Origin of the sequence: Microcystis sp. M144S2 (assembly GCF_020246065.1) — a bacterium.
Classification (GTDB): Bacteria; Cyanobacteriota; Cyanobacteriia; order Cyanobacteriales; family Microcystaceae; genus Microcystis; species Microcystis ichthyoblabe_A.
The window spans coordinates 1-11,818 of record NZ_JADBTR010000068.1 but is presented as its reverse complement, the minus strand read 5'-3'; the positions used below and the strand labels follow the sequence as shown (position 1 = coordinate 11,818).

Below are 11,818 nucleotides of genomic sequence, written 5' to 3'. Positions count from 1 at the left end.
AAATTAGGTAATTGACTCCCTGAAAATGGGTAAAACCCCACACCCCACACCCCACACCCGTTCGGCTGAGCTCACGGCCGAAGCCCACACCCTGCCACCAGGAAAAACTTTTCAGCAAACCCTAATTAAGGTTCTACCCAACGGCCATCGGCTTTAATTAAATTAATCAACTCGTTGACACCTTCACTTTCGGGGACCCGTTTAATTTCCTCGCGACCGCGATAAAGGGAGATATAACCAGCCTGTTTCCCCACATAACCATAGTCTGCGTCGGCCATTTCTCCCGGTCCATTGACAATACAACCCATAACGGCGATATCGAGTCCAGTCAGGTGTTGAGTCGCTCCCCGCACTTGCTGCAGGACATCTTCTAAATTAAAAAGAGTGCGACCACAGGAAGGACAGGCAACGTATTCGACCATGGTTTTCCGCAGTCCCAGGGCCTGGAGAATGCTGTAACAGACGGGAATTTCCTTTTCGGGAACTTCCGTCAGGGAAACGCGAATCGTATCACCAATACCGTCCGCTAAGAGAGTGGCAATCCCGGCAGTGGATTTAATTCGTCCGTATTCCCCATCTCCTGCTTCAGTAACACCCAAATGTAGGGGATAATCCATCCCTAAGTCGTCCATGCGCTTAACCATGAGACGATAGGCGGCCACCATCACCGGCACGCGGGAAGCTTTCAGGGAAACCACCAGATTGCGAAAATCGAGGGATTCGCAGATGCGGATAAATTCTAAAGCCGACTGTACCATTCCTTCGGGGGTGTCACCGTAGGTAAAGAGCATTCTTTCGGCCAGAGAACCATGGTTAACGCCGATTCGCATCGCTTTACCTTGATCTCGCAGGGAAACTACTAAAGGTTTCAGGGTTTCGGCGATTTTTTCGCCAATTTCATCAAATTCTGCTTGACTATACTCGCTGCGGTCGGCTTTCGGTTTCTCGAAAACGTACAAACCGGGGTTAATCCGCACTTTATCGACGTGCTTGGCCACTTCTAGGGCGATTTTCATGCCGTTGTGATGTACATCGGCTACTAACGGCACGGGTTGATAGGTGGCGAGCAGTTTTTCCCTAATTTTAGCTAAAGCGGTGGCGTGAACCAGACTCGGCACGGTGACGCGAACAATTTCACAACCGACTTCATGGAGGCGACGGATACCGGCCACGGAACCATCTATATCAAGGGTATCCTCGTTAATCATCGACTGCACGACCACGGGATGACCACCACCGATGGTAACGCTACCTACCCGGACGGGACGGGTTTTGCGTCGGTGAATCGTGGTGTCGAATTCGGAGGCAGTTGCAGGGGGGTTGAGCGTCGATTCCAAGGTTTGCATAGGACTATCACCAACAATCACTCTCCCTATTCTCTCAAAGAACAGCAACAGATTCTAGCCACTCTAATAAAATTGGGTTAAAACGATCCGGACATTCATCCTGTAAACAATGACCTGCCCGGTCAAATTCTACATATTTAATCCTAGGATTAAGGGAGACAAAACCCTGGGCTAACTGGACGGGAACCATCCGATCTTGCTTGCCCCAACATAATAAAATCGGGATTTCTAAGCGTGGTAAAATTAACTTTGCCGGTGGACAATATTCGGGATGATTGACAGCTTGTGCCAGGGAAATAAAGGCCTCCGCTGCCCCCTCATCTAGGGTTGGGGCGGCGATAATTTGTACTAATTCGTCGCTAACTGCTTTCTTGTCTTCGTAGGCGATTCCTGTCCATTTTTTCAAGACTTGCGGACGACGCAGATAGTAAAATATCGGTTTTAATAGCCAAGGAGAAGTGAAAAAGTTTTCGATGGGAGTGACGATATTTAATAACCAATCGGCAATCATTTCCCGCCGACGGCTGACATCGGGTAAACTGATCATAACTAATCCGGCTACCATTTCCGGATATTTACCCCCTAGGGCCATACTAACTAAAGAACCGATCGAATTTCCCACTAATACCACCGGTCTATTGATAAAAGTTTGCCAGAAATCATGTATTTGTTCCACCCAGAGATTAACGGTATAGGGAACCTGCACTTTGCGCGAACCACCGAAACCTAATAAATCTACCGCGTAAACTCGATGATTTTGGCTGAGAATAGGAATATTATGGCGCCAATGTTCGATCGCCGCTCCAAATCCGTGCAGTAAAATTAAAGGGGGATTATCGGCATCTTGGGGGTTTTTTGCCGGCATAAAACTATAACGAATTTGCCAACCGCGCCACACCCAATCCCGTTGATAACCGATGCGTTCTGTCCAAGCTGGTGAAGTTGTCACTTAAGTCAAACAATTAAGAGGTTTTCAGGAAATATCACTCTAAGTAGGTAGGAGTTAAAAATTATCAGATGCCCCCCTTATTAAGGGGGGACTAAGGGGGGATCGGCACCCCCCTTATCAAGGGGGGAAGGGGGGATCGAACCTAAAATCCATTTTTAATTTAATTATAACCAGCTACTTAGTTTTATTATACTGGTTTCCCCGTCCCTAACCGGCAGCCGAATAACATTTTTGTACTACTTTTCCCAAATATATTTAAATCTAGGGTTGATCTAGCCTATGCTAAAAAGAGGGGGATTAAAATCGCTCCTAAACTTTAATGGCAAATTTAGGATACTGCACAGATGGGCAATCTATTTGATGATGTCAGTCGCTTTCTTGAAACCCAACTGGAAGAATTTCTCAGAAGTCATCCCCAATTAGAATTACAGGCGCTGGTGGAACAACTGCGCGAACAGGAGCGCGATACTGCTAAACTGATTAGCGCCCTAGAAAATGAGCGTCAACGTCTCGAACAGCAAATTTTGGCCACTGCCCAAGATATCCAAACTTGGCACGCTAGAATTGATAAGGCTAAGGCTGCTGGACGGCAGGACTTGGTTAAGGCTGCTAGTGAACGCGAGGCGGCCCTCTTCCGTGAGGGTAATCAACTTTGGGGACGGATGGAAGGGGTGAAAAAACGTCTGAGTCAATCCCAAGAGTTACTGCAACAGATCCAACAACGTCGTCAAGAAGTGCAAATTAAAGCCGAAAAAGCCCCTAAAAATCAGTCGCGTGACTGGGAAACCACTTTTTGGGATCAACCCCAAGAATCGGACTATCAGCGCTCGAACTACGATAATCTCGATCTAAAATTTAAAGAATGGGAAATGGAAGAAGAATTGAAAAAATTAAAGCGAGAAATGGGACGATAATTACTGTTAAGTATCTAAGCACAATTAATTACACATCTAAGCCACTACTCCGTCAGACTTCTGCTGTGAGTAAACAGTGAACTGAAAACTAAAATCCGATCCCTAATAGCTGTATCCCGTCTCCTGTCTCGACTAGGAAATTAATTTTGCACGACTACTTAATTCATGATCCCTTTTTACCTTTGACTTCCTGCCAAGTGTTACCGACTCCCTGTAAAACCCCGCGAACTACTAAACCAATACCGCGACCGATAACTTGGATAAGAATATAGACTACTCCCTTACCCACCACCCGAAAAAAAGCGCGTAAACGAGGAGATAAAGAGTCTCTTAATTCTAAGGCGATCGAAACTAACCAGGGTATGCCTGTTAAACTATTTAATTCTTCCTGTCGAGGGGAATAAATGGCTAGAGATTGGATTTCTCCCTCGCTATAGTGAAATAATTGATATTGACTTTCAAAGATATCTTTAGGTTCTTGCCAGTATTGTTGCCGTCGGTATTTCCAAGATAATTCATTGCGAATTTTAGCTAATTTTCTGGCGATGAGAAATTCTGACTGGTAAAGTTTTTGTTTGATTCTTTCCGATTCCGAGAAGTTATTGAGAATAATTACTGTCACTGCATTGGCAATATTATGAATGAGATTTTGCAGGAGAATTTCGGCTCTGGCGATGGTTTCAGGAGCATTAGCCCGGTATTCTACTCCGTCAATAGTTAAACTATTTTCGTACACTAAATAGGAAAATAAGTCAAGAGCAAAAGGAATTTTATTGAGGATTTCTGTTTGAATTGCCTCTCTTTCTTCCAGAATAATTTCGTTAAGTCTGCCTTTACTAATTTCGTCATAAACCGAGGCATTAATTTCTAAAAATTTACGCGTAACTTTCTCCCAGATATCGTAAATAATCAGATTTAAGCGACTGGTTAATTCCCCGATGCTAATCTGTAAATATCTGATTTCATCGACATTTTTACGAATTTCATCGAGAACTAAATACAATAATTCCCGCTGCCGATTATCCAGTAAAACATCAATTTCAAAACTAATCTTTGTTCTATTAATTAAAGGCGATCGAATGACCGCTAAAGTGGACTCAAAAACCGCCGAAACACACAGGGGACGCTCGCGGCTTAAAATTGGTAATTCCCGATCGATATTGTTAATTATTACCGGGGGTGTGACTGAAGCTGAATTGTAATAGCTCCCTTCCAGGGGAATTAGTTTTCTCACTAGCCATAGGGCTGCTAAAAGTTCTCGTTTTCTTCCCTGCCAATAAAAGCGATCAAAGCCGGATAAAGACTGTTGATTGAGATGGAGATCAATTAAATGTAATTCACTTTCGATGCGATTTAATCCCGTTTTGCCAGCACTGATTAACCAATGGCTAGGGGCTAAACTTGAACGAGTAGCAATGGTGAGAGCAGAAGGGGCAACATCCGGGGATTCATCTCGGGAAATTTGCCCTAAAATAGTGATAAATTGCTCTAGGTTTGTGCCTTTGGGAATATAACCAGCGATGCCTAATTCTCTGGCGATTAGTTGCTGTCGGGAGTCGAGAGGAAAGGTTAATAAAACAATTTTACTTTCGGGATAGCGAGAGTGGAGAATTTCACAGTAAGACCAATCAAAGAGAGGATCGATAATAATAATTTCGGGGGAGGGATTCAGAGTCAAAGCGAAAATTGTTTCTAAATCCCCTTCGGTGACGATACTAATATTTTCTATCTGCGACAAGGCCTGCACCAGACCCAAGCGGAAAATCGGGTCATTATCGATGATAATTAGGGTGAGAGGGCGATCGATCACAAGAGTTGCAGCCTGTCAACGGATACTATTCACAGGGTCAATTATACAGTGATCTGGCTCATTTGTTTTGTTTATAGCCATAGAAATCGATGCGATAATCGGTAATTTTTACCCCCGTCGATGCCTCGATCTGTTTAATTAATTCCGGGGGAAGTTGGATATGCACATCGATGATTTCTTGACTGTCCAGACAATTGACGTGACTGTGGGAATCGCTGATGTTGCCGTAGAGTCTGCCGTCCCAGCGTTCCACAGATTCGATAATGCCTTGACCCGATAGAGCCTCTAGGTTTTGGTACACTGAGGTATGACCGATGTTTTTTCCTTGCAGATTGAGACGATCATAAATTTCTCGCGCTGATAGGTGTTCCTGCGCTTGCCACAGCAATTCTAAAATATAGCGACGCTGACGACTAACCCGCATTCCTAAAGTTTGACACCTTTCGATCGCATCTTCTAAACACCGGATCGGTTTTTGTTTTACCTCCAAATTGTCCATAGTTGTATCCGTTGACCTCCGCCCTAATACATAGTCATTACCAGTTTAGCTTAGTCTTTCGATCGATGTCCACATTGCCCCAGTTTTTAGCCCCTCTTCAAACTGAGATAAAAAATCAGCAGCGCCAGATTTGAGTAGATTTGCGGGCGAATGAGTGGAAAGAACCACAGAGGCACAAAGGACACAAAGATCGATCGCTACTATATAAGTTACACCGATCACACAAAGAATAAGAGAACCAACCATTTACTTATCTATATAGATAGGATTGAATATTTCCATAAAAAATCCTCTTGAAAAATATTTTGATCAACCTTAACTTTAAGGGGTACATTAATTTATTTTTAAGGCCATGGCCACCAAATCGCCAAAATTATTCGAGTCATTGCGGTCATAGACCGCAATGACTGTCACTACTGTTAGCCTCACTCTAGCCGCTGCTTCTGGTGCTAGTGCCGCAACAGTGTTCGGTTTCCAAGACGCTTACGATCCCATTAATTGGACATTTACCAATAGTAATGCCGACGGGTCGGTTAATACCGGCGGCGCTCCCGCGTCCATTAGCCTGACTGGGGGGGACGATGGTTCTGGCGTGCCTGGAACCACAGACTACACCACCACTGCGGCTGCGGCTGGGACGGTGACGTTTGATTGGAACTACTCTACTGCTGATGAGCCTTTCTTCGATCCCTTCGGATATCTGCTCAACGGCAGCTTCATCCAAGTAACTGACGATGGGGGAGGTGTTGTCCAAAACGGGACAGCGACGTTTAACGTCCTAGCTGGCGACAGTTTCGGTTTCCGTATTGACACTTTTGACAACTTTTTTGGACGGGGTAGTGTGACGATTTCTAACTTTTCGGCTCCGATTCCCGAACCCTCAACTGTGCTGAGTTTGCTGGTGTTGGGAGGCTTAGGCGCTGGACTGAAGTACCTTAAGCGGAATTGATATTCCAAAAAATAGGGGACTAGGAGTTGACCTCTCCTCCTAGTTCCCAACTTGATTAGCTGTTGACTGTCTGCGAGTGCCGGAGTTTGGAGCGGGGAGAGTTGCACAATTCTGGCTTTAAGTCAATAGCCTTTACAAAACTTCAAAAATTGCAACATAAAAAAATTTCATCACTGGCGGCTTTTTTTGGGCAAGAGAATCGATATAGTCCCCTGATTGTCTTGGTTTTCCCTTGATTTAAAGCTTAAAGGTTAAACTAAGCCCACAGCATACCACGATCATACCAGATTAATAAATGTAGGCAACCCCGATTTACAGCTAAATTTTGGCAAATTCTGGGAAAATCAAAATCTTGTAACTTGCTTGTTACACTTGACTAATCGCCCCAAATATTTAAATATTTTAATTATTTACCTTAAATTTATAATTTTTACTTATTTTTTGAGGACTGATTAACTAGGGTTGAGCAAAAAAGCTTGTAAGCTATGCCAAGACGCATTTTAAACACCTACCCTTAAATTAGCTCAATCTCCCCCAATCTCTTTACCGTTGCCTCTTGCCTATCCTAACCAAGAAATTAATTTTGCACGACTACTTATGAGTTAAGTAAGTAGTCATAATTAAATTGAAGATAGATTTTGCCTCTGATCCCCCCTGCCCCCCTTGATAAGGGGGGTGCCGATCCCACCTGCCCCCCTTGATAAGGGGGGTGCCGATAGGCGGGGGGATCCTCCTTAATAAGGGGGGTGTCTGATAACTTTTAACACCTACCTACTTATCAGCCATAGAAATCTTCGTCAAGAATCTGTTCTAAGGAAAAAGGGCAGTCTAAGGGATATACTTCCTCTGGAGGAATCGCAATTCCAAAGTCAGCCAATTTACTTTCCTTGATGGCAATTTTGCGACCTTTAGGATAGGTTTTATCGATGGCGATTGCTAGATGAGATTTCAAAGAAGGGGTGTTTTCTAGTAAGGCGACAACTCGTTCCCTGTGTTCGACAATGGAGCTATACCAGCTAGATTTCATGCTTTCAGGGGCGGAGGATTGTACTTTTAATTTCAGTAAATGAGCCAGCAAAATCATTAAATTTCCTTCCAAGGCATTTTTATCTGATTTACCCAATTCTTTTAACTCCTCAACCAAATGAGATACATCTAATGCCTGAAAATCTCCTTGTTCTAACTGACCTATTGTTGTTATCAGCCATAATTGAAAATCTTGTTCATAGAGTTCTGATTTAGTTATCATAATGTCTTCGATAATAGTTAATCTAGATTGAGTTATACTCTATTTTGCAGATTTCGGATGTTGCAATCGGTAAATGTTAAGTTTTACTACAGGATTTAACATCTGCGCCTATGCCCTATTCCCTTATCCTTAGGATAAGCGGTTAAAATACATCTTAGCTTAAGGACTAGAGAATATTATGAGACTAGAAAGAGAAGATTTTGATTGGGCAGTACAACAAAACCTAATTACTGCCAGCCAAGCTGAAAATTTATGGACGGCTTTTTTATCCCGTTATCCCCAAGAAGATGAAGTTAATCGCCCTCGCTTTAATTTCGCTAATGTGGCCTACTATTTTGGGGCGTTAATTGTCATCTCCGCCCTGGGGTGGTTTATGAACAAAGCTTGGGAGAGTTTCGGCGGTGCGGGACTATTTTTTATCGCCCTGTTTTATGCAATTTGTTTTATTTTCACCGGTAAAAATCTCTATTTTCAGCAAAATCTCAAAATCCCCGGCGGCCTTTTATTTACCATGGCAGTGGCAATGACTCCCTTAGCAATCTATGGTTTACAACGCTGGACAGGATACTGGCAAGCAGGAAATATGGCCATTTATCCAGATTTCTATACCTGGACTAAAGGCAGTTGGTTTTTAATGGAATTAGGCACGATTATCGCAGGATTAATAACTTTGCGATTTGTTAAATTTCCTTTTTTAACTGCACCGATCACCTTTAGTCTGTGGTATATGTCAATGGACTTAACTCCTTTACTATTTGGGGAGAACGAATATACATGGAGAGGACGACTGTGGGTATCCTTTTGGTTGGGAATTGCCTGTTTAATAACGGCCTATTTAATTGATGTACGTCAGCGTCGCAGTCGGGGAGATTTTGCTTTTTGGCTATACCTATTCGGATTAATTATGTTTTGGTTTAGTCTATCTCTCCTCATTGATGATAATGAAGCGCAACGATTTTTGTACTGTCTAATTAACTTGGGATTGATGTTATTATCCGTCCTGCTAAAAAGAAGATTATTTGTGGTTTTCGGAGGTGTCGGAGTATTTGCTTATCTTTCCTATCTCTCCTATCGTCTCTTTGCCGATTCAATTTTCTTTCCCTTTGCCCTAACCGCCCTAGGACTTGGTATTATCTATATGGGAGTTTTATATCAGCGTCATTACCCAACCCTAGCTAGATTTATTGAAAGTTATATCCCTCTCGAATGGCGCAATTTATTACCCAAAGATCGATAATTAGGAGAAATGGGGATATGGGGAAATGGGGAGATTCAACTAAAAAACCCCAACACCCCAACACCCGACACCATCTTTTTTACTTTTATGAAAATACTTATCGTTGATGATGAAAAAGAATTAACCGAACCCTTAGAACAAATTCTTGCTCAAGAAGGCTATGAAGTTGATATTGCTGATAATGGTCGGACGGGGTTAGAATTGGCACAAGAGAATAATTATGACCTCTTAATTCTCGATTGGATGTTACCCCAGCAATCCGGATTACAAATCTGTCAATATTTACGCAATCAAGGGGACACCACTCCCGTTTTGTTTCTAACCGCTAAGGATACCATAGATGATCGAGTGGCGGGATTAGATGCCGGCGCTGATGATTATTTAGTCAAACCCTTTCAACTGCGAGAATTATTAGCGAGAGTCCGCGCTTTATTGCGTCGTTCTCCCAATTTTGAAGCTAGTAATAGCAGTAAATTAAAATGTGCTGATTTAGAACTCGATAGCGAAAATCAAGTGGCCTATCGTCACGGTCGCACGATCAGTTTATCAGCAAAAGAAATACAATTATTAACTTTATTTATGACCCATCCGGGGCAACTTCTCACCCATGAACAAATTTATCAGCATCTCTGGTCAGAAGGGGAGCAACCTAATAGTAATGTGGTTCCTGCCCTGATGCGTTTGCTGCGTCGTAAAATCGAAGCGGCTGGGGAAACACCTCTAATTAATACTGTCTATGGGAAGGGCTACCGTTTCGGGGAAAATTAGGGAATGCTGAAAGATAATGAGAATAAGTAACTGGTTATAATTAAATTAAAAATGGATTTTAGGTTCGATCCCCCCTGCCCCCCTTAATAAGGGGGGTGCCGATAGGCGGGGGGATCCCCCCTTAATCCCCCCTTAATAAGGGGGGTGTCTGATAATTTTTAACGCCTACCTACTTAGCAACTGATTACTGATTACTGATTACTGATATATGTTATCCTGCCTACAAATTCAAAATTTTACCCTCATCGATCGCTTAGAATTAACTTTCGGGAACGGATTAAATGTACTAACCGGTGAGACGGGGGCAGGAAAATCAATTATATTAGATGCGATCGATATTGTTCTCGGTGGTAAAGTCAATCATCGCGTCATCCGTCAGGGAAGCCAACAATCAACCCTAGAAGCGACTTTTTCTCTGACTCCAGAATTAATTGCTTGGCTAGAAAGTCAGGAAATTGACCCATTAGAAGATAATAGTCTGACCATCAGCCGGGAATTAGTGATTACTAATAATTCCTTGCGTTCTCGTTCTCGCATTAACGGAGTCGTCGCTAATCGCCAACAAATGGCGCAAATAAGAGATTTTTTGGTAGAAATCACCGCCCAAGGTCAAACAGTTCAGTTAATGGACGCTAATCGACAGAGGGAATTATTAGATCTCTACGGGGGTGAATCGCTGCTGCGGCAGCGGGAAAAAGTAGCCACAGCCTACGTTAACTGGCAAGAAAGCAAGAATAGTTTAAACAATAGGTTGCAATCGGAACAAAATCGCCTACAAAGATTAGATTTACTAGAATATCAACTAAAAGAACTAGAATCAGCCAATTTAACCGCTGCTGACGAGTTGGAACAGTTGGAACAGGAAAGAAACCGACTCTCCCACGGTGTCGATTTGCAAAATTCCAGTTATCAAGTCTATCAACTACTCTACCAAAACGATCGCGATCAACCCGCCGTCGCCGATTTGTTAGGAAAAGCTGAAAATATCTTGACAAATATGATGGTTTATGATACAAGTTTAGAGCCAATTTTAGAGATGGTGCGATCGGCATTAAATCAGGTGGTGGAAGCGGGACAGGAAATCAACGTTTATGGGGATAGTCTAGAGGCAGATCCGGAGAGATTGAACGAGATAGAAGAGAGAATCGTCCAACTTAAGCGCATTTGTCGCAAGTATGGCCCAAGTTTAGCCGAAGCACTCGATTATTATCAGAAATTACAGCAGGAATTAGCGGAGTTGACGGGAGAAGGACAATCGATTGAGGAATTAGAAAAAATTTGTCAGCAACAGGAAAACATCTATCGAGAAACTAGCACTCAGTTGACCTTTTTGCGACAACAAACCGCTAGTCAACTAGAAAAACAATTGGTACAGGAATTAAAACCTTTAGCCATGGAAAAGGTGATTTTTGTCTGTCGGATTGCCCCGGGTAATCCTAGCAGTCTGGGAGTCGATCAAGTGGGATTTTATTTTAGTCCCAATCCGGGGGAAAAAATCCAACCTTTATCCAGTACCGCTTCCGGAGGAGAAATGAGTCGTTTTCTCCTAGCGTTAAAGTCCTGTTTTTCCCAATCCCAATCGGCAGCAGCCACCCTAATTTTTGACGAAATCGATGCGGGAGTATCGGGAAAAGTTGCCCAGGCAATTGCCGATAAATTAGATCAATTAGGTCAACAATATCAGGTTTTATGCGTTACCCATCAACCCTTAGTGGCTGCTTTAGCTGATCACCATTTTCGAGTTTATAAACAAATGATTGCCGAAGATAATCCTACTAATCTCTCGGAAATTCGCACGGTTGTCCGGGTTACTTCTCTCGATAATCGTCAGACGAGAAGGGAAGAATTGGCACAATTAACGGGAGGAAATTCGGCAGCAGATGCCATCGCTTTTGCCGAGTCTTTATTGGAGAAAGCGGCTGCCAAAAAACAGTAAGATTTAACCTTGAAATTGACTGATTAACCAACGTCCCACCTGACTTTGATCTCTGGTGCGTGCCTGTTGTAAAGCTGACTCTAAAACCGCAAGTTTTAAATTAGGTAAAACCTTTGATATATCAATTCTTTTGCTACCTCGATCGATTATTTCAAAAGCGA

The 11,818-nt window shown here is 42.9% G+C and carries 10 protein-coding genes and 1 pseudogene; 5 read left to right on the top strand and 6 right to left on the bottom strand.

All coding sequences use genetic code 11. From position 1 onward, the window contains the following. Positions 1-125: 125 nt before the first annotated feature. On the bottom strand, positions 126-1,346 hold the full coding sequence (ispG, locus tag IM462_RS09200) for a (E)-4-hydroxy-3-methylbut-2-enyl-diphosphate synthase (protein ID WP_287701088.1): 1,221 nt from the start codon (positions 1,344-1,346) through the stop codon (positions 126-128). A gap of 34 nt (positions 1,347-1,380) precedes the next feature. Next, on the bottom strand, positions 1,381-2,295 hold the full coding sequence (locus IM462_RS09195) for an alpha/beta fold hydrolase (protein ID WP_287701086.1): 915 nt from the start codon (positions 2,293-2,295) through the stop codon (positions 1,381-1,383). Between the two features lie 344 nt (positions 2,296-2,639). On the opposite strand from IM462_RS09195, the gene IM462_RS09190 reads away from it, so the two are divergent. After that, positions 2,640-3,209 carry a TIGR04376 family protein gene (locus tag IM462_RS09190; RefSeq protein WP_287701085.1) on the top strand — a complete coding sequence of 190 codons (570 nt, stop codon included), beginning with the start codon at positions 2,640-2,642 and terminating at the stop codon, positions 3,207-3,209. Between the two features lie 163 nt (positions 3,210-3,372). On the opposite strand, the gene IM462_RS09185 is transcribed toward IM462_RS09190, so the two are convergent. Both IM462_RS09185 and IM462_RS09180 read right to left on the bottom strand, forming a co-directional pair. Next, positions 3,373-5,019 carry a DUF3685 domain-containing protein gene (locus IM462_RS09185; protein WP_287701083.1) on the bottom strand — a complete coding sequence of 549 codons (1,647 nt, stop codon included), beginning with the start codon at positions 5,017-5,019 and terminating at the stop codon, positions 3,373-3,375. 58 nt (positions 5,020-5,077) lie between these two features. Then, positions 5,078-5,518, bottom strand: coding sequence for a Fur family transcriptional regulator (locus IM462_RS09180; RefSeq protein ID WP_004268517.1), 441 nt, complete (start codon positions 5,516-5,518; stop codon positions 5,078-5,080). Between the two features lie 403 nt (positions 5,519-5,921). Between IM462_RS09180 and IM462_RS09175 the strand changes: the two genes are divergently transcribed. Beyond that, on the top strand, positions 5,922-6,467 hold the full coding sequence (locus IM462_RS09175) for a PEP-CTERM sorting domain-containing protein (protein WP_287701081.1): 546 nt from the start codon (positions 5,922-5,924) through the stop codon (positions 6,465-6,467). A gap of 778 nt (positions 6,468-7,245) precedes the next feature. Here IM462_RS09175 and IM462_RS09170 read toward each other — a convergent pair. After that, positions 7,246-7,716: a DUF29 domain-containing protein gene (locus IM462_RS09170; protein WP_287701079.1), complete on the bottom strand. Its 471-nt coding sequence runs from the start codon at positions 7,714-7,716 to the stop codon at positions 7,246-7,248. 178 nt (positions 7,717-7,894) lie between these two features. On the opposite strand from IM462_RS09170, the gene IM462_RS09165 reads away from it, so the two are divergent. The 3 genes from IM462_RS09165 to recN all read left to right on the top strand — a co-directional run bounded on the left by IM462_RS09165 (position 7,895) and on the right by recN (position 11,657). Beyond that, positions 7,895-8,953: a DUF2157 domain-containing protein gene (locus IM462_RS09165; RefSeq protein WP_287701077.1), complete on the top strand. Its 1,059-nt coding sequence runs from the start codon at positions 7,895-7,897 to the stop codon at positions 8,951-8,953. A gap of 87 nt (positions 8,954-9,040) precedes the next feature. Beyond that, on the top strand, positions 9,041-9,721 hold the full coding sequence (gene rppA / locus IM462_RS09160) for a two-component system response regulator RppA (protein WP_194016254.1): 681 nt from the start codon (positions 9,041-9,043) through the stop codon (positions 9,719-9,721). Between the two features lie 208 nt (positions 9,722-9,929). Further along, complete coding sequence (gene recN / locus IM462_RS09155) at positions 9,930-11,657, top strand: DNA repair protein RecN (RefSeq protein WP_287701075.1); 1,728 nt, start codon at positions 9,930-9,932, stop codon at positions 11,655-11,657. Positions 11,658-11,660: 3 nt separating this feature from the next. Here the strand turns inward: recN and IM462_RS09150 are convergent. After that, positions 11,661-11,818: pseudogene (locus IM462_RS09150) on the bottom strand (Uma2 family endonuclease); the annotation flags it as partial.